Below are 18,223 nucleotides of genomic sequence, written 5' to 3' on the forward strand. Positions count from 1 at the left end.
CATGCGCAAAGTCATTCCCCTTCTATTGTCCGCGCTGCTGGCGCAGGCTGTATATGCGCAGGCGCCGGCTTCCGCCCCCCAGCCAGGCCAGGTGCTGGCCAGCGGCACGCTGCCGGATGAAGCATCGAAAGCCGCCGTGCTGGGCAAGCTGCGCGAAGTGTATGGCGCCGATAAGGTGGTCGACCAGATCACGGTCGACCAGGTGGTGGCGCCCGCCAATTGGAACGCCTACGTGCAAAAGCTGATTACGCCGGACTTGAAGCAGATCAGCCGTGGCCAGCTGAAAATCGATGGCACCACCGTCACATTGCGGGGCGAGGTGGCCAATGAAGGGTTGCGCCAAAAGATGGCCGGTAATGTAGCCTCCACCCTTAATCCCACGTACACGGTCAACAATGCGCTGCGCGTCTCGGCCGGCGAACAGCGCATCCTCGACAATGCGCTGGCCAACCGCATCGTTGAATTTGAAAGCGGCCAGGCCACGCTGACACCGGCAGGCCGCGCGATTCTTGATGAAATGGCAGCCGCGCTGCAAAAGCTCAAGGGCCGCAAGGTCGACATCATCGGCCACACGGACAGCCTGGGCCTGCGCGCCACCAACCTCGGCTTGAGCCAGGCCCGCGCCGATGCTGTGAAAGCGTATCTGGCCAGCCATGGCATCGATGGCAGCTTGCTGTCCACCAGCGGCCAGGGACCGGACCGTCCGGTAGCCGGCAACGATACCGCAGAAGGCCGCGCGCGCAACCGCCGCATTGAATTCCGCCTAAGCCAATAAGGAACCTTATGTTTTCCGCAACTCAGATATTGAAACCCGTCAGCGGCGACCGGCCCGGCGGTGACGACCTCGCGTTTTCTCCTGAACTGGACGCCATTGCCCATGCGCGCAAATTCGACGATCCATCGCTGGACCAGGGCGAATGGGTCACGGAATTAAAAGAAGCCGACTGGGGCTTCGTTGTCGAGCGCTGCGCGCTGCTGCTGGAAACGCGCAGCAAGGATTTGCGCCTGGCCGTATGGCTGGCCGAAGCGGCAGCGTATCAATACCATTTGCGCGGGCTGGCGGAAGGCTGGCGCGTACTGGCAGGCTTGTGCGAGCAGTATTGGGATGACGGCCTGTTCCCGGAAGCGGATGGCGACCACGAACTACGGATCGGCAACCTCGCTTGGATACTGGGCCGCACGCCTGCGCTGCTGCGGGCGATTCCGCTGACGGAAGGCCGGGGCAGCGCGTACTCGATGGCGGATTTTGAAGCGGCGCGCAAACTGGCCGCCAGTGGAACCGCGCCTGCGGATGGGCCGAAACTCGCGGAAATGGAAGCTGCGAAACGCAACAGTTCACCAGCGTTTCGCGAAGCGCTGGCGGCCGATGCTGCCGCCTGCATGGACGCGCTGGCCGCCTTTGAACAGGCTGCCGATGCGAGGCTGGGCGCCGACAGCCCCAGCTTCACGCCGGCCCGTGAAGCGCTGCAGGCCCTGATCCATGTGCTGCCGCCCAGTGCGGCGCAAGCCGTGGCCGGCGCGGATGGTACGGGCTTGCCTGCGGATGGCATGCCCGCCGGCGCCCTGCCGGGCTTTAACGGTCTGGCAGGGTTCGCCGGTGCGGCGGGCGCCGGCGCGCTGGCTGTGGGAAGCATAGGCGGCTGGGACCAGCCGGTTGCCGCGCCGCCGCCCGGCGTGATTGCCAACCGCACGCAAGCCGTTGCGCTGCTGCGCACGGTGGCGCAATTTTTCCGCAAGACCGAGCCGCACAGCCCTGTTTCGTATTTCGCCGACAAGGCTGCCGATGCAGCGGACCAGGACTTGCATACCTGGCTGCGTTCCGTGATCAAGGATCCGGCATCGATGGAGCACATTGAAGAATTGCTGGGTGTGAAAGGCCGCCCGGAAAATTAAGGAGGTATCGGGGCATTACGTCTGAATATATGCCACCATGCCTATCCCTGTGCAGAGGCGGGCAAACCAAACACCGCATCAAACGCCCAGCTGAACGCGAAGGTATAGGCCAGGAAAAACAGCACCAGTCCAAAGTCCAGCAGGAAGGCATGCCACAGCGTGATGTCCATCCACCACGCAAACAGCGGCACCAGCATGGCCAGCATGCCCGTTTCAAATCCCACCGCGTGCGCCACGCGGCGCGCGACACTGCGCCCCCGTTTGATTTGCCGCGACTCCCACGCTTCGAACAGCGTGTTGTAAGCCAGGTTCCACAGCACGGCAATCGTCGATGACGCCACGGCTGCGATACTGGCGTGGCCGGCGTCATGATCGGAAAACAGCGTTAATCCCGCCGTCGTGCAGCCTATCGCAATCAATTCAAACGTCGTCACATATACGACTCTACGCAGTGGTCCTTGCATTGCCAATCTCCTCGGTGAGTGGGAATGGCTGGACTATATATGTGTTTATCTGATATAAAAAGTAAGATTCTTTCAAAATATTTGACACATCATGGCTTTTACCAGCGATAACGTTGCAGTTTTTCTTGCCGTGCTGGACCACGGTTCGTTTTCCGCCGCCGCCCGCGCGCTGGGCAAAGTGCCGTCCGCTGTCAGCATGGCCATCGCGCAGCTGGAAGCGGAACTGGATTTGCCGCTGTTCGACCGGATCGGGCGCGAACCCCGCCCCACCAATGCGGCCCGCTCACTGGAGCCGCGCGCCCGCCAGTTGGCCAGCCAGTTGCGGCAACTCGATGCCCATGCCCTGGCGCTGCATGCAGGGCTGGAGCGGCGGCTGACCATCGCCATCGCACCGGACTTGATGGCGGCGCCATGGAGCGCGCCGCTGGCTGTGCTGGCTGACGAATATCCGGCGCTGGAAGTGGACGTGCTGACGGTCCCGCAAGCCGATGCGCTGCGCATGCTGCATGCGGGCGATGTGCATCTGGCGCTCGTGTATGAGCGCGAACGCGTCGATGAGCGGGAAGCGTTTGAAGAAGTCGCCAGTGAATTGCTGGTGGTGGCGCTGGCCGCAGGACATCCGCAAGCGGCGGCCGGTGTGCTGCGGCTGGAAGATTTGCTCGATATGCGGCAAATCGTCGTCGCCAGCCGCGATGGCAGCCGCGATCCCCGCTACGTGATTTCGCGCCAGGTGTGGCGCACGGACAGCCAGCAGGCGACGCTAAGTCTGGTGCAGGCCGGACTGGGCTGGGCCTACCTGCCCCGCGCGCTGGTGCAGCCTTTGATGGCAGCCGGTACGCTGGTGGAAATCGATTTCGATAACATCAGCAACAAGCTGCGGTTGTGGGTCGATATGGTGTGGTCGCGCGAGCGCCCGCTGGGGTTGGGCGCAAGGCGTTATATCGAGTTGATGCGAGAGGGCCGCAACCGCGAAAAGTAGCACGGATAAATCCGCCATGCGTGCGTCAACGCGGCGCGTAGGCCCTGTCACACGTTAGCGGATCGTGTACTTGAACCGCCCCTGCTTGTCCGCCCCCACTTTGACCTTGGCGATGGCCACACCTTCGGCCATCTTCGCCAGCACCGCTTCCCCAATCTCCGGCAACAGCGTGCCATTGAGGATATGATCCACATTGCGCGCACCCGAATCCACTTCCGTGCAGCGCGCCAGCACCGCTTCCACCAGCGCGTTATCCCAGGTGAATTCCGCCTTGTGGTTCGCTGCGATACGCTGGCCAATGCGTCCCAGTTTCAATGCAATGATCTCCACCAACACGTCATCCGGAATCGGGTAAAACGGCACGGTCTTCAGGCGCCCCAGGAAAGCCGGCTTGAATTGCTTCATCAAGTGCGGACGCACCAGCGCTTCCAGCTCCTCCACCGACGGCAATTCATCCACCGCCTTGTTCAGGCAAGCCTGCATCAGCGCACCTGACGCCACGTTCGACGTGAGGATAATGATCGTATTGCGGAAATCGATTTCCCGCCCTTCCGCATCGTCCATCACGCCCTTGTCGAACACCTGGAAGAACATTTCCAGCACATCCGGGTGCGCCTTTTCCACTTCATCCAGCAAGACCACGCTGTACGGATTGCGCCGCACGGCTTCCGTCAGCACGCCCCCTTCGCCATAACCGACGTAGCCGGGCGGCGAACCTTTCAGGCCAGACACGCTGTGGGCTTCCTGGTATTCGCTCATGTTGATGGTAATGAGCTTGCGTTCGCCGCCATACAGCGCGTCCGCCAGCGCCAGCGCGGTTTCCGTCTTGCCGACCCCGGACGGGCCCACGAACAGGAACACACCTTTCGGCTTGTTCGGGTCATCCAGCGCGGCGCGGGCCGTGCGCACCCGCTGAGCAATGGCCGCCAGCGCATGCGGCTGTCCCAGCACGCGTTCCGCCAGCGCGCGCTGCAGGTTCAACACAGTCTTGATTTCATCCTTGACCATTTTGCCCAGCGGGATACCGGTCCAGCCAGATACAATCCCCGCCACCACACTGCCATCGACCTGCACCGGCACCAGCGGCGCTTCGCCTTGCAGCGCCGTCAATTGCGCTTGCAGCGCCTTCAAATCCTTGCCTTGGCTGGCGTCCGCCTGGCCGCCCGCTTCCAGCACCATGCGCGCCGCCGTGATCTGGCCTGCCAGCTGCTTTTCCTGTTCCCAGCGCGCCGCCAGCGCTTCATGTTCATTGGCGGCCGCTTCGCGTTCCGCCTTCAACTGCACCAGCCGCGCGCCATGGCCGGCGCCGCCGGTCTGCACTTCGCGTTCCAGTGCAGCGGCTTCCACGCCATTGCGTTCGATCTTGCGCGCCAGCCGTTCCAGCTGCGCCGGCGTGGCGTTTTGGCCCAGCGCAACGCGGGCGCATGCGGTATCGAGCACGCCGATGGCCTTGTCCGGCAGCTGGCGGCCCGTAATGTAGCGGTGCGACAGGCGCACGGCTTCCGTAATGGCTTCATCGGCAATGCGCACGTTGAAATGCTTTTCCATCAGCGGCGCCATGCCGCGCAGCATTGCGCACGCCAATTCTTCGCTGGGCTCCTCGACTTTCACGACCTGGAAGCGGCGCGCCAGCGCCGCGTCTTTTTCAAAATATTTCTTGTATTCCGCCCACGTGGTGGCGGCAATCGTGCGCAGTTCGCCCCGCGCCAGCGCAGGCTTCAGCAAGTTGGCCGCATCATTCTGGCCCGCCTGCCCGCCCGCGCCGATCATCGTGTGCGCTTCATCGATAAACAGCACGATCGGGCGTGGGCTCTTGCGCACTTCATCGATGACGTTTTTCAGGCGGTTTTCAAATTCGCCTTTGACACTGGCGCCGGCCTGCAGCAAGCCCATATCCAGCACGTGCAATTGCACACCCTGCAGCACGTCCGGCACGTCGCCGGCAGCAATACGCAGCGCCAAACCTTCCACCACAGCGGTCTTGCCGACACCGGCTTCGCCCGTCAAGATCGGATTGTTCTGGCGGCGGCGCATCAGGATATCGATGGCCTGGCGGATTTCATCGTCGCGGCCAATGACAGGATCGAGCTTGCCGTCCAGTGCACGCTGCGTCAGGTTGCTGGTGTACTGGTCCAGCGCTGGTGTTTTCAACGGCAGCGGCGCCGGCTCCGCATCGTCTGCTTGCGCCACGGCCCGCACAGGCGCCTCCGCTTCCTGCGATCCCGCTGCAATGGTATCGAGCTTGTGGCGGATCTGGTCCAGTTCCAAGCGTGCGAACTGCTTCGACGTGCGCAGCGCCAGCTGCGACAATTCAGCGTCCGTCAGCAGCGCCTGCACAATATGCGCACTGCGGATATGCGCGGCGCGTTCAGGCCCGATATCGAGCGACGCAATCAGCCATGCATGTTCCAGCAGCTTGGGCAAGCGCTCGGAAAACACGGGCGTGCGGGTATTGCCATTCTTGAAGCTATTGATTTCCGCCTGCAAATCCGCTTCCAGCGCGCCGGCTGGAATGCCACAGCGGCGCGCGATGATGCTGATGTCGCTGCCAGGCTGTTCCAGCAGCGCCAGCAGCAAATGTTCAATGTCGACCTGGTACTGGCCCAGCGATACGCAAATGCCTGCCGCGCGTGTGGCGGCATCGCGGCACGTATCGTTCAATTTGCCGATCAGGGTTTTCAAGTTGATGCTCATAACGTTCCTTAAATAGTGTGTAACTCGTAGCGCAAGTCGGCGCGGTCGCGCGGCACGCCGTCTTGCGGCAGGAAACTGTCCCAGCCCACGCGTACTCCGCTTCCATCGAGGCGAATGCTTTCGCCATCGAGGCATGCGCCACGGACGTCCTGGTGGCGCAGCACCAGCTGTACTTCATATTCCAGCGTCACGCCCGTGAACATGGCCAGCAGGTTTTTCAATGCGTTCGCTGCCGCGCCGCCGGGCAAGAACGATGCATAGCTGGCATGGTCCAGCGGGCCAATCACGAGGCGCAGGCGCAAGTCACGCTGCCACACGCGCTCTCCCGCCAGCGCGCTGGCGCCCAGCACGGCGTTGGCGCCGCCCAGCGATGTTTGCTGCATCGCCGGCACGTCATACCAGCAGCCGATAAATTGCTCGATACGGATTGGATGGCCGAAGTATTCCGCCAGCACGCGCGCCACTTGCGATGCGGACGCAGGCTTTTGCCGTACCATTGAAGCGAAATACGCCAGCGATTCATCCCGCACGCCGTGCGCCTCGCTTGACAAGCGCTTGCGCAACGCGCCCTGCCCCAGCCCCGCCAACGACAGCAGCAGCGGCATGAAACCATCTTTGCCGGAACTCTGGTATTTCAATTCCAGCCGGTACTTGCGCCACGCTTCATAAAACAGTGCCAGCGAACGGTTGGAAAACGCATCGAGGAAAGCGCGGGGGCCGTCGTCACGCTGGTATAGCGCATGGGCGGCAATGCGCTCTGTGTAATGCGCAGGCAGCGCGCCATTCGTACCCAGCAGCCCCATGAACGCCGGTGTCATGCGCACGTATTTCAATTGCGCGCTTTGCAGCGCCGCGCCCAGCGCCTGCGCATCGCGCGGCACGGCGGCCGGTTCCGTTTGCAGCGCTTCGATTTCACTGGCCGGGAACGACAGCGACGTGGAATTGTGAAACCGCACAAAGTTCGCCACCACATCTTCATGGGCCATGCCATGGCGGCGCAGCCATAGTTCCAGCATGCGCACCGCCTGGAAGTACTGGAAGCGGTACGGCTGGGCGAACAGGCGTTCGATTACAGCAGGCTCAAATCGCCGCTTCGGGGCAAGCATCGCAGCAAGTCCTCTCCGGTTTGATGGGATACCACGACCAATTGCGCAAAGCTGTTGGCGTGCACATATAAGCCCAGGAAGCGTTCCACCAGATGCGCAAACGCGTGGATGCCGCTGCCGACAAACGCTTCTTCGTCAATCGCCAGCCGCACTTCCACACCGCGCACCAGGCATGCAAACGGGTTCCCGGGCAGCCATGCATTGGCTGCCTTGTGCGTAATGCCGCGCACGCCGCCAATCAGGCGCTGCGTAGACGGAGAACGCGGCAAGTCATACAGCGCCAGCATTTCGCGGAACGCGTCGAGGCCATCCTCATCCAGCGACAAATGGTTCAGCGACAGGTGCGAAATCAGCCGCCATTGCGCGCCGCCGCCCCGCTCGAATCGGTACGACGGCGTCGGCTTGCGCAGCAGGCTGATGGCGCGCACGGCGGAACCGCCTTCCATGAACAAATCGCCGCCACGGGCGCCATAGGACAGCAGCAGCGGCAAGTCGCGGTTGGTGCAGCTCAGTTCCAGGCTCAGGGTGTCGGTTTCCACTGCGGCCGGATCAAAATCTATATCGACAATGGATATCTCTGTTTCATAGCCGGGCGCCGCCGCATCATTGCGGCGCGATACCCAGTAATGCCCATGTTTTTCGGGCGTCTGGCCGTGGCGCAGCGAATAAAACGGGCGGAACGCCGTGACGGATTCGCCTTGCGGCGTTTGCCGCACCAGGCGCACAGATTCAATGGCCTGCACTTCATAGGCAAACGCGCGCCGTGCATCGGCCAGCACCGGATAGCTGGCCGCCGTATGCGTGACGCGAATCGGTTCGCCCCGCTGGCGGAACTGGTTAACGACCGGCGTACACCCGGTCAACACGTGGTTGACGGACAGCGGCGCCAGTATGCGCGCCACATTCGAATCCGTGCGCAGGCCGGACAAGGCCAGGTGGATCGTCACCTTGCGGCTGTCCGGCGGCAGCACGGACGCCAGCAGCGCCATATCGATATCAAAGAAATTGAATTTCTCGGGGAAGCAGAAATATTCCGTCAGCAGGCGGTATGCGCCATGCGAGCGGGCGGAAAAGTCAATCAGCGCATCGTCGTCGTCAAAACCCGCCTGCGCCAGTGGCGATGCCGGCAAAGCGCGCCAGCGGCCATCGCGGTCGCCTTCCACGTACGCCGCTACCGTGCGCATGAACAGCGCATCGCGCAGCGCCGCGCAAAACGATGGTTCGCCATCGATGAACAGGCGCAGTTTGGATAAGCCAAGTTGCAGCGGGCCTGCCTGCTCCGACGTGCCGGACAGTGTGATGCTGATGCTGGAGGTGGCGCCGCTGGGCGCCCGGACCGTTTCCGGCATGGCCAGGATCGGCGTAAAGGCAGCCTCGGTGACGGCCAGCGGCGCGACCGTCACCGGATAAGCGGTACGGAACGTGCACGCGGCGCCTTTCACGGGCCGGGAAGTCAATTGCGTGCCACGGGGGATGTGCGTCGCGCTGGTGAGTTGCGCAGCCGCGGCGCCCACGTCCATGCGGGCGATCGAGCATGACGGGAATGGCCGCAAATAGTGCGGGTACATCGCCTCGAACATGGCTTCCGTGAATTCAGGGTAATCGTCGTCGAGGCGCTTGGCAATGCGCGAATTCATCAGCGCAAACGATTCAATCATGCGCTCGATGTGCGGGTCTTCGCACACTTCGCCGCTCACTTGCAGGCGGCCGGCGATTTTCGGGTAGCGCTCGGCAAATTCGCGCGAATAGCGGCGCAGGAAGCCGAGTTCCCTTTCGTAATACGGTAACAGCTGTTCCAAGGTCAGGCTCCCGCAAGCGCCGGGCGCCGGCCTTTGCTGATGGTGTAGTGCTGGCTCGAAGGCTGCAGCACCGCGTCAAAATTCACTGGCTCTTGCTGGCTGCTGGCCACCAGCAGCGCCGAGATATTGAAACCAAGGCGGTTAATCGCGCCCTCCCGCACTTCCAGCGACGCCTGCACATTGCGCAGGCGCGGCTCGTGGCGCACGATGGCGCGCTCCAGCGCACGGCAAATGGCGGCACGGTCATCGGTGCTGGATAGCGACAGGCCCGCGAAGTCCGTCAAGCCATAGCTGGCAATGGAGCGGGCGCAATCCCGGTAGCGCTTCAATACATCTTCCTTGACCACGGCGCGCGTATTGAGCAGCGCTTCCAGGTCGCGGGCAACGGCGTCTTTCATTTCTTCGATCGACAGGCGCGCCAAGGCGCCTGTGTCTTGCACATGCTCGGATAACAGGCGGTCAAACAAGCCGGGGGTATAGCCTTTTATCGGCATCAAAATCTCCATGTCCCCGCCACCAACGTCATCCCTGCATGCATCGTCATTCCCGCGCATGCGGGAATCCATACGCCGCGGCCAGGATTCGCTCAGCATGGATCCCCGTTGCCACGGGGATGACGAAATGCAGCGGTCTGCTTAACGAGGCAGGTTAAAAGCTACTAATTAAGCAATGCGGTTAGCGGACAGGTCCCAGCCGCCCGACGTATTGCCGCCGGTGCCGCCGGTAACTTTCTGCTGCGTGTATTTCCACTTCACTTTCGAGTACTTCAGCGCCACGTCTTCCGACAGGATGTCGCCTGGACGGATGGTTGGCGCCACGCTGGAGATCAGTACGTTTTCCAGTTCGATTTCAAAGTACTTGACGCGCTCACCCTGGCCGTCAGCACGCAGGAATTCCAGCTTGGCTTTCGGGATGGTTTTGCCTTGCGAGCAGGTCTGCAGCAGGATCGGCGTGGCCAGGTCGGCCAGTTTCGATACCACGATGTCTTTGTGCTCGGTACGCTCGGCAGTGTGGCCGCCGCCGGTGGATGCGGTTGCCGATTTAGGCTGCAGCACGCCGAAGTCGACCGATTTCACTTCGATCCAGTCCTTGTGGGTCTGGTCAGTGGATTCGCCTTTGATGCCGTCGATTTGCAGGTAGACGTCGATTGCCATGTTGATCCTTTCAATAAGTTATGGACTTGAGATTAGTTTTTGGCCGTTGCAGGAAGCTCCGCGACCAATCGGAGCGATACGGACAGCTCATCGAGCTGAAAATGGGGGCGCAGGAACGACACGGCGCGATACACGCCAGGGCGGCCCGGTACTTCGGACACTTGCACCGCCGCTTCGCGCAAGGGGAATTGCGCTTTCTGTTCCTGGCTGGCGTTGTCGTCCAGCAGCACGTACTGGGTCAGCCAGCGGTTCAGGTACTCTTCCACGCTGGAGGCGGAAGCAAAACTGCCGATCTTGTCGCGCATCATGGCTTTCATGTAGTGTGCGATGCGGGACACGGCAAAGATGTACTGCAGTTGCGATGACAGCACGGCATTCGCGTTAGCTGCTTCGCTGTTGTATTTCTTGGCTTTCTGGACCGATTGCGCGCCAAAGAACGCGGCGTAGTCCGTGTTCTTGCAGTGCACCAGCGAGATGAATCCCAGGTCGCTCAATTCTTTTTCACGGCGGTCCGTGATGGCGATTTCAGTCGGGCATTTCAGCGCCACTTCGCCGTCATCCGTCTTGAACGTGTGGGTCGGCAGGTTTTCCACCAGGCCGCCGCCTTCCACGCCGCGGATGGCTGCGCACCAGCCAAAGTCGTCAAACGCGGACGTCAGCTTGGCGCCGAACGCGTAGGCGGCGTTGCACCACAGGTATTTGTGGTGGTCGGCGCCGTCCACGTCTTCCACGAAATTAAAACCTTCCGTGGTGGCGCCATCGGCCGGGTTGTATGGCAGGCGGCCCAGGAAACGCGGCAGGGTCAGGCCCACGTAGCGCGCATCTTCCGATTCACGGAACGATTTCCACTTCATGTATTCGACCGTGTCGAACACTTTTGCCAGGTCGCGCGGCTTGCCCAGGTCGCCGTAGGTTTCCAGGCCAAACAATTCCGGCGATGCGGCGCTGATGAACGGCGCATGCGCGGCAGCGGCCACGTGCGACATCTGTTCAATGAAATACATGTCTTCAGGCTGGCGCGTGATGTCGAAGTCGCCCAGCAGCGCGCCAAACGGCGCACCGCCAAAGGTGCCGAATTCTTCTTCATACACTTTGCGGAACATGGTGCTCTGGTCGAATTCCAGCGCGCCCTGGAAATCCTTGACCAGTTCGCGCTTGGTCGCGTTCAGCATCTTGATTTTCAAATGCTGGCCGGACGCGCTGTTTTTCACCAGGTAATGCAAGCCGGTCCAGCTGCTTTCCAGTTTCTGGAATTCCGGCGCATGCATGATGGCCGACAGCTGGCTGGAAATCAGGCGGTCCAGTTCCGCCACGCGGGCATCGATGGTGGCGCCCAGGTTGTCGGATACGACCACCGTGCCTTCCATGACTTCGCGCACCAGTTCGGAAATCAAGTCCTTGGCGCGCGCATGCTCGGTGCTGGACCGGGCCACGCGGCTTTGTTCAACGATCTGGTCCAGCAGCGCTGGTTCATCGGCGGTTTGCAGGGGAACCGCGTCCGGGCTCAATACAGCAGACATGCTTACTCCTTCGCAGGTTGGCTGGCGCGGCTCAGTTCCGCCAGTTTTTCAGTGTTGGTCAGCACATCGCTGAGGATGTCTTCCAGCTTGTCGTTGCCGGCCAGCTTGTTGCGCAAGTCGGCCAGGCGGGTACGGGCTTCCAGCAGCTTGCGCAGCGGTTCCACTTGCTGCACCACGGATTCCGGGCGGAAGTCATTCATCGACTCGAACGTCAGGTCGACCGCGAATTCGCCGCCTTCCGGCGTCAACTCATTGGCCACGCGGTAAGCCGCGCGGGGCGCGATGCCTTTCATCACGTCGTCAAAGCTGTCGCTGTCGACGCCGACGAATTTACGTTCCTTGAGTTTCTTTTGCTCGACTTGCGACGCGCCGGCGAAGTCGCCGACCACGCCCATCACGAAGGGCAATTCCTTGCTTTCAACGGCATCGCCAATTTCAACGTCGTAGCTCATTTGCACGCGCGGTGCGCGGACTTTTTGCAGCCGCTTCTGGACACTTTCATTCCTGGACATGGCATTCCTCTGCTGGTTGGATTACTTCAATGCGCTGAACGGGTCAGCGCTCGATGCTTCACGCTTCACAGCGGCTTTCTTGGCCGTGCGTGCGGGCGTACGGGCCGGCGCGGCGGCCGCCGTTGGCTGAGGCGGCACCAGCACGGTCTCGCCAAGGCTTTCTCGCAGCAGCTTGGCCAGGTCTTGCGATTCCGTGCGCAGTGGGCCCGTCAAATTGTTTTGGCGGCTCAGGTCTGCCAACGCACGGGTCGACAGGCGCAGGCCCGCCACCGCGATGATGCTGTTGGCCACCTGGTCGTTCGGGTCGCGCACCAGCGCTTCCTGCGCATTGACGATGGCTTCTCCGTATTGGCCGGCGTCATAGCGGGCCTGCGCAATGCTGACCCATGGCGTTTTCTCAGCCGGGAACGCCTCGGCGGTCTGCTTCCACAACGTCACGGCCTGCTCCTTGGCGCCAGTGGCCGCAGCTTGCGTCGCTTGCGCCATCAAATCGCTCATCGATGGCTTTGGAATTTCCGTCACCTTTGGCGCAGTGTTGCAGGCGGTCAGGATCGCCGTGGTGGCGGCAGCCGCTGCCAGACGGCCGAATTGGTAAATTGTTTTCATGGCTCCCTCAATCATGCGTACGTATTCAGGCTGCATGCCTGTTCGTTATTGATGTTTTCTTACCAATGTTTTATTGATAACTTTCAACGGGACGCAACGTTATCAGAAATTTATTTTTTGCCGCGTTCAATTGAAATCCGTCAGGAAACTTTCTTAATGCAATGCTTGACGCACGATTGAAACGCATGGGGGCGACAAATTTCCTGAGGAAATGTTAGTGTTCCGCCCGTTAGAAAATTTCTATTTTGATAAGATGGCCAGCAAAGTATTGTGGGGAGAGGGTTTGTTCCTCCGTCCCCAGCATTTCCAGCAGCAAGACCGGTACCACGAGCACCGCCTGCATGAGAGCGTGAAAGCGCTGCATCCTTATGCGTGGGGCGTGGCGCGCCTCGACATCGACCAGGAAGCGCTGGCCAACAATGCCTTGCGCGTGCTGGATTTGTCGCTGCGCTTCCCGGACGGCGAATGCATCGATGCACCGGGCCTGGATGCCTTGCCCGATCCCGTCGACCTGGGCCAGCTGCCGCACAGCCAGCAAACCGTCACGTATTACGCCGCCCTGCCCGCCTTTAAGCCGTTTGGCGGCAACTTCGCCATGCCGGGACAGGCAGGCAATGGCGTGCGCTACGTGCAGAGCGATGACGATACGCCTGACTTGTACACGCAGGCGGCGCAGGCCCGGCTCAGCTACCTGAAGAAAGCCGTGCGGCTGATTGCCGACCACGAGCCGCGCGACTCGTACACGCATTTCCCGCTGCTGCGCCTGCGCCGCGCTGCCGGCGGCGGTTTTGAAATCGATCCCGCATTCATTGCGCCCAGCCTGTCGATCCGCAGCGCGCCGCAACTGTTCCTGCAATTGCGCCGCCTGGTCGATGCGCTGCAAGCCAAAGCAGCGGCATTGCAGGGGCATCACCGCGAACCGAGCCGGCACGTGATCGAATTCCGCTCCGGCGATATGTCGTCGTTCTGGCTGCTGCACACGGCCAATACCGCGCTGGCGGCGCTGACGCATTACTTCCACCATCCGGCGCTGCACCCGGAACGCCTGTATGAACAAATGCTGTCGCTGGCGGGCAGCCTGATGACGTTTTCCACCAGCTGGACGCTGGCGGACTTGCCGCCTTACCAGCACATTGACGCCGGCCCCGCGTTCGCCAAACTGCACCTGATCATCCGCGAATTGCTGGACACGGTGATTTCGTCGAAATACTTCGCCATCGCGCTGCGCGAAGTGAAACCTTCGTACCACCACGGCATGCTGGATTCGCAAAAGATCGACGACAAAACCGTGTTCTACCTGGCGGTTTCCGCCGACATGCCGGCTGTGGAACTGGTGGACGTGGTGCCACTGCGCCTGAAAGTGGGGGCTCCGGACGACGTGGAAAAATTCGTGCTGTCCGCCATGCCTGGCGTGCGCTTGCAGCATGCGCCGCAGGTACCCAGCGCGATTCCCGTGCGGCCGGACGCCAGCTACTTCCTCATTGAAGGCAAAGGGCAAATGTATGAACGCATGCTGCAGGCGCAGTCGGCCTGCATTTATGCACCTTCCGGCCTGCGCGGCCTGAAGCTGGAATTGCTGGCCATTGCGGCCTGAATCAGATAGAGAAAATTCCCATGAGCGACATGGCTACTCCCGTACTCGCGCCATCCTTGGCGCCCTCCCTCATGTCCGGTCCCGCGCCCGCACCGGCGTCGAACCGTCCGCAATCGCTGCAGGATTTGATGTATGACGGCTTTTACGCCCTGTTCATGCTGAAGAACGGCAGCAGTCCGCATGATGACACGGCCTTTGCCACGCGGATGACGCAATTCCTCGATGAATTCGGCCGCAACGCCCGCAAGCAGGGCGCGTCCAGCGATGACATCGACGCGGCCAAATATGCATTCTGCGCCACCGTCGATGAAATCATCTTGCGCTCATCGTACGCGATCCGCGAAGCGTGGGAAGTGCGCCCGCTGCAGCTGCAACTGTTTGGCGACCAGCTGGCCGGCGAGAATTTCTTCGTGCGGCTGGAAGCGCTGCGTGCGCGGGGCGCGGCCCATTTGCAATCTCTGGAAGTGTTCCATATGTGCCTGCTGCTGGGCTTTCAAGGCCGCTACCTGCTGGAAGGCTCGGAAAAACTGGCTTACCTGACGGGCCGCCTCGGTGAGGAAATCGCGCAGATGAAAGGCCGCCGCGGCGGCTTTGCACCGCATGCGGAGCGGCCCGACCAGATTGCCCACAAGCTGCGCAGCGATTTGCCGCTGTGGGTATTGGGCTCTGTCTTTGCGCTGGTGTGCGTGCTGGGCTACGCCGGCTTGCGCACGTCGCTGGGCCGCCATACGGAACAGCGCATGCAGGCATATCACGACGTGGTGAAAATGGCGCCGCGCGCTGCCAACCTGACCATTACGCTGCCCTGATGGACCTGGCGGCATCGTTATCTCCGGCAGCCGTGCTGGCCGGATTAGCCGGCCAGGGCCGTCTAATCCGCCCTTGGGCCCCATCGTACGACCGGCACTCCTGCCAGAGTGCCTTAGGAGCCGGACAATTCGGTACTGGCTTGAGCCAGCATGCACGCCTCATTACGCTGGCCAGTGCGCAGGATGGCGCCTTGCCCGAATCGCTGATGGCGGAACACATATCGGGGCGCGAAGCAGTCAATGAATTGTTCGCGTTCGACGTGCACGCATTGAGCACGTCGGCCAGCCTCGACCTCGCGCAATTCATCGGCGAGGAATTGACTGTCACGCTGCTGCAGCCCGATGGCAGCCGGCGCGCATGGCACGGACTGTGCACGGAAGCGTCGTGGCTGGGCGCCGATGGCGGCGTGGCGCGCTATTGCCTGCGGCTGGAACCCGCACTGGCGCTGTTGAAACTGCGGCGCGACAGCTATATTTTCCAGGACCGCACGGTGCAAGACGTCGTGACGGAACTGCTGTCCGATTACCCGCAATTGCGCTTTTCATTCGACTTGACGCAGCCGCTGGCGCCGCGCGCCATCTGTACGCAATACCGCGAAAGCGATTTCGAATTCTTCCAGCGCTTGCTGGCTTCCGAAGGCTTGAGCTGGCGTTTCGAACATGATCCTCCGGACGTGCTGGCGGCAGATGGCCAAGCGCGGCACGCACTGGTGATTTTCGACAGCGGTGCGCAAGCCCCTGCCATGCCCGGCGGCAGCGTGCTGCGCTTCCACGGCGTGCGCGCCACGGATACCGATGACGCCATCGATACCTTTGCCGCGCGCCGCAGCGTGCAAGCCAATGCCGTCTCGATCGCCAGCTGGGATCCGCAACAATTGCTGGCGCCGTCAAAGGAAACCGCATCGGCGCTCGATGCGGGCGAGTTGCCCGAGATTGCCATCTATGACGGCAGCGGCGAGCGTATCAAGAGCGGCGCCGAAAACAGCGATGGCGATGCTGGCAGCCACAGTACGCTGATGCTGCAGGCGCTGGAATTGCGCAACAAGCAATTTGATGGCGCCGGCGCCGTGCGCCGTCTCGCCCCCGGATACAGTTTCCAGCTGACGCAGCACGAGCGTTACGGCGACGGCGCGGATGGCTTCACTGTCCTGTCGGTGCAGCATGAGGCACGCAACAATGTCGAATCAGCGATCGCCGGCGGCCCTGCATTTGGCATCGAGCCGGGTACCTACCGCAACTGTTTTACCTGCGTGCGCGATACGGTGGCCATCGTGCCCGATGCCACCGCCCTGCCCCACACCGCCACCGCATTGGGTCCGCAAACCGCGCTGGTCGTGGGGCTGGCCGGCGCGGTATCGACGACGGACCGCGACCATCAGGTCCGCATCCAGTTTGCATGGCAGCGCGGCGCCAACGCCAACGCCGGCGGCATGCCGCACAACACGGAAGATGGCGGGTGCGCGCCAGGCGACGAACGCAGCGGCACATGGGTGCGCGTGGCCGAAGCGCTGGCTGGTCCCAACTGGGGTAGCCAGTTCACGCCGCGCGTCGGCACCGAAGTGCTGGTGGATTTTATTGAAGGCGATATCGACCGCCCCGTCATTGTGGCGCAGCTGTATACGGGCAATGACGTTCCGCCTTTTTCCGCCGGAGAGGATTCCAGCGCCAACCATGCGGGCACGCTGTCCGGCATCCAAAGCCGCAATTTCGACGGCAGCGGCTTTAACCAGTGGCAGTTGGACGATACGCAAGGCCAGCTGCGCATGCGGCTGGCCACCAGTTGCGCGGCAACGCAGCTTAATCTCGGCTATCTGGTCGAGCAGTCGCCCGGCTCCGCGCAGCGCGGCAGCTATCGCGGCAGCGGTTTTGAATTGCGCACGGATGCGTGGGCAGTCGTGCGCGGCGGCGAAGGCGTGCTGCTGACGACCAGCGCACGCAATGCACAGGGCAGCAGCGTGACGTCCACGCAAATGGACGCGGCGGATGCGCTGCGCCGTTTGCAGGCAGCGCAAACCGCGGGCAAGCAATTGTTCGACGCTGCCGCAGCGCAGCAAGCCTTGTCCAGCAAGGATGCGGCCAAAGCGCAAGAGGAATTCATTGCTTTCATCGATCCCAGGCAAAAAGGGAAATTCGATGGGCCGGTCAATGGCCAGCCTGCGTTCAAGGCGCAAGCGGGATCGCGTGAACCGGACAGTGCGCAGCCGGTGGAAAAATTCGGGGCGCCGCTGGTGCTGATGGATGCCGCCGCTTCCGTCAACTGGGCGACGCCCGCGTCCACCGTGCTGTTTGCGGGCAAGCAGGTGCAGTGGTCGGCACAGGGCGATGTGCACATGGCTGCCGCGCACACGGTATCCACCGTGGCGGGCAAGGCTGCCGGGTTGTTCACACTGGCAGGCGGCATCAAGGCCATTGCGGGCAACGGGCCGGTTTCCCTGCAGGCGCACACGGACAAGCTGGAAATCCTGGCCGATCAGGACATCACGGTTATTTCCGTCAATGACTGCATCGATATCAAGGCTAGCAAGAAGATCGTGCTGCAGGCAGGGCAATCGTCTGTGACGCTGGATGGGGGGGATATTGCGTTTGCTTGTCCAGGGAATTTTACGGTGAAAGGGGGGAAGCATGAGTTTGCGGGTGGAGCATCAAATTCAGCCGAGCTTGCCTCGTTACCGACGGGCAGTTGTGCGCCATCGCATAACTTGTTTGATTCCCCGTTAGGCCCCTACAGTTTGCGATTTGCCTTTGCCGGTGCGGATGCAGTCGCCGATATTTTCAAAATCGCGGGTAAAAAATTCCTTGTAGCAGATGACAAAAATACTAAAATTGCCAGCGGCACTATTGGACCTGATGGCCGATTGCCCCGGGTTGACAGTGCGGCGGCCAAGAATCTGACGCTCCATATAGGCGAGGACAAGTGGTCATCGATAGCTGTCGAGGATGAAAATATGCTCGACGATGGCGATCCATTTATTGCAGAGTTCCCAGAGCCACACGACCCCTACTTCTCACGCTTAGCACGCAGCGATGGGCATTTGCATTTCACTGCGGCCGAGCTAAAAGATCTGATAGACACCCCTGGTGGAGAGGAATAAC

Annotated in this window: 15 protein-coding genes; 6 read left to right on the top strand and 9 right to left on the bottom strand. The window is 61.7% G+C overall.

The features are described from left to right. Window position 1: 1 nt before the first annotated feature. Both GM668_RS05215 and tssA read left to right on the top strand, forming a co-directional pair. Window positions 2–775 carry an OmpA family protein gene (locus GM668_RS05215; RefSeq protein WP_155437888.1) on the top strand — a complete coding sequence of 258 codons (774 nt, stop codon included), beginning with the start codon at window positions 2–4 and terminating at the stop codon, window positions 773–775. Window positions 776–783: 8 nt separating this feature from the next. Beyond that, on the top strand, window positions 784–1,893 hold the full coding sequence (gene tssA / locus GM668_RS05220) for a type VI secretion system protein TssA (protein ID WP_155437889.1): 1,110 nt from the start codon (window positions 784–786) through the stop codon (window positions 1,891–1,893). A 41-nt stretch (window positions 1,894–1,934) separates the two neighbouring features. Here the strand turns inward: tssA and GM668_RS05225 are convergent, their stop codons facing one another. Beyond that, on the bottom strand, window positions 1,935–2,357 hold the full coding sequence (locus tag GM668_RS05225; RefSeq protein WP_155437890.1) for a PACE efflux transporter: 423 nt from the start codon (window positions 2,355–2,357) through the stop codon (window positions 1,935–1,937). 91 nt (window positions 2,358–2,448) lie between these two features. Between GM668_RS05225 and GM668_RS05230 the strand changes: the two genes are divergently transcribed. Further along, window positions 2,449–3,336 carry a LysR family transcriptional regulator gene (locus GM668_RS05230; RefSeq protein WP_155437891.1) on the top strand — a complete coding sequence of 296 codons (888 nt, stop codon included), beginning with the start codon at window positions 2,449–2,451 and terminating at the stop codon, window positions 3,334–3,336. 54 nt (window positions 3,337–3,390) lie between these two features. Here GM668_RS05230 and tssH read toward each other — a convergent pair whose 3' ends face one another. From tssH to GM668_RS05270, 8 genes are all read right to left on the bottom strand, one after another. Next, window positions 3,391–6,030 (bottom strand): type VI secretion system ATPase TssH, encoded by a 2,640-nt coding sequence (tssH, locus tag GM668_RS05235; RefSeq protein WP_155437892.1) that lies wholly within the window; start codon window positions 6,028–6,030, stop codon window positions 3,391–3,393. Between the two features lie 8 nt (window positions 6,031–6,038). Continuing rightward, complete coding sequence (tssG, locus tag GM668_RS05240; protein ID WP_155437893.1) at window positions 6,039–7,136, bottom strand: type VI secretion system baseplate subunit TssG; 1,098 nt, start codon at window positions 7,134–7,136, stop codon at window positions 6,039–6,041. Continuing rightward, a complete protein-coding gene (gene tssF, locus GM668_RS05245) occupies window positions 7,100–8,935 on the bottom strand; it encodes a type VI secretion system baseplate subunit TssF (RefSeq protein WP_155437894.1) in 1,836 nt (611 codons plus the stop codon). The genes tssG and tssF overlap by 37 nt, the downstream gene beginning before the upstream one ends. Before the next feature lie 2 nt (window positions 8,936–8,937). Beyond that, entirely contained in the window at window positions 8,938–9,423 is a 486-nt protein-coding gene (gene tssE, locus GM668_RS05250) for a type VI secretion system baseplate subunit TssE (RefSeq protein ID WP_170305515.1), read from the bottom strand. A gap of 174 nt (window positions 9,424–9,597) precedes the next feature. After that, on the bottom strand, window positions 9,598–10,089 hold the full coding sequence (locus GM668_RS05255; protein WP_155437896.1) for an Hcp family type VI secretion system effector: 492 nt from the start codon (window positions 10,087–10,089) through the stop codon (window positions 9,598–9,600). A gap of 32 nt (window positions 10,090–10,121) precedes the next feature. Then, complete coding sequence (gene tssC, locus GM668_RS05260) at window positions 10,122–11,609, bottom strand: type VI secretion system contractile sheath large subunit (protein ID WP_155437897.1); 1,488 nt, start codon at window positions 11,607–11,609, stop codon at window positions 10,122–10,124. A gap of 2 nt (window positions 11,610–11,611) precedes the next feature. Next, complete coding sequence (gene tssB / locus GM668_RS05265) at window positions 11,612–12,121, bottom strand: type VI secretion system contractile sheath small subunit (protein ID WP_155437898.1); 510 nt, start codon at window positions 12,119–12,121, stop codon at window positions 11,612–11,614. A 21-nt stretch (window positions 12,122–12,142) separates the two neighbouring features. Continuing rightward, window positions 12,143–12,727: a tetratricopeptide repeat protein gene (locus GM668_RS05270; protein ID WP_229498951.1), complete on the bottom strand. Its 585-nt coding sequence runs from the start codon at window positions 12,725–12,727 to the stop codon at window positions 12,143–12,145. A 253-nt stretch (window positions 12,728–12,980) separates the two neighbouring features. On the opposite strand from GM668_RS05270, the gene tssK reads away from it, so the two are divergent. From tssK to GM668_RS05285, 3 genes are all read left to right on the top strand, one after another. Continuing rightward, entirely contained in the window at window positions 12,981–14,321 is a 1,341-nt protein-coding gene (gene tssK / locus GM668_RS05275) for a type VI secretion system baseplate subunit TssK (RefSeq protein WP_155438130.1), read from the top strand. A 20-nt stretch (window positions 14,322–14,341) separates the two neighbouring features. Further along, window positions 14,342–15,130 (top strand): type IVB secretion system protein IcmH/DotU, encoded by a 789-nt coding sequence (gene icmH, locus GM668_RS05280; protein ID WP_155437899.1) that lies wholly within the window; start codon window positions 14,342–14,344, stop codon window positions 15,128–15,130. Window positions 15,131–15,270: 140 nt separating this feature from the next. After that, a complete protein-coding gene (locus GM668_RS05285; RefSeq protein WP_229498953.1) occupies window positions 15,271–18,222 on the top strand; it encodes a type VI secretion system Vgr family protein in 2,952 nt (983 codons plus the stop codon). The last annotated feature ends 1 nt before the right edge of the window (window position 18,223 follow it).

This window comes from Pseudoduganella ginsengisoli, assembly GCF_009720865.1.
GTDB lineage: Bacteria > Pseudomonadota > Gammaproteobacteria > Burkholderiales > Burkholderiaceae_D > Rugamonas > Rugamonas ginsengisoli.

Coding starts and splice junctions, on each gene's coding strand:
- icmH (WP_155437899.1), top strand. CDS start 14,342: ATGAGCGACATGGCTACTCCCGTACTCGCGCCATCCTTGGCGCCCTCC.
- tssA (WP_155437889.1), top strand. CDS start 784: ATGTTTTCCGCAACTCAGATATTGAAACCCGTCAGCGGCGACCGGCCC.
- GM668_RS05255 (WP_155437896.1), bottom strand. CDS start 10,089: ATGGCAATCGACGTCTACCTGCAAATCGACGGCATCAAAGGCGAATCC.
- tssK (WP_155438130.1), top strand. CDS start 12,981: ATGGCCAGCAAAGTATTGTGGGGAGAGGGTTTGTTCCTCCGTCCCCAG.
- tssG (WP_155437893.1), bottom strand. CDS start 7,136: ATGCTTGCCCCGAAGCGGCGATTTGAGCCTGCTGTAATCGAACGCCTG.
- tssH (WP_155437892.1), bottom strand. CDS start 6,030: ATGAGCATCAACTTGAAAACCCTGATCGGCAAATTGAACGATACGTGC.
- GM668_RS05270 (WP_229498951.1), bottom strand. CDS start 12,727: ATGAAAACAATTTACCAATTCGGCCGTCTGGCAGCGGCTGCCGCCACC.
- GM668_RS05230 (WP_155437891.1), top strand. CDS start 2,449: ATGGCTTTTACCAGCGATAACGTTGCAGTTTTTCTTGCCGTGCTGGAC.
- tssB (WP_155437898.1), bottom strand. CDS start 12,121: ATGTCCAGGAATGAAAGTGTCCAGAAGCGGCTGCAAAAAGTCCGCGCA.
- GM668_RS05225 (WP_155437890.1), bottom strand. CDS start 2,357: ATGCAAGGACCACTGCGTAGAGTCGTATATGTGACGACGTTTGAATTG.
- GM668_RS05215 (WP_155437888.1), top strand. CDS start 2: ATGCGCAAAGTCATTCCCCTTCTATTGTCCGCGCTGCTGGCGCAGGCT.
- tssC (WP_155437897.1), bottom strand. CDS start 11,609: ATGTCTGCTGTATTGAGCCCGGACGCGGTTCCCCTGCAAACCGCCGAT.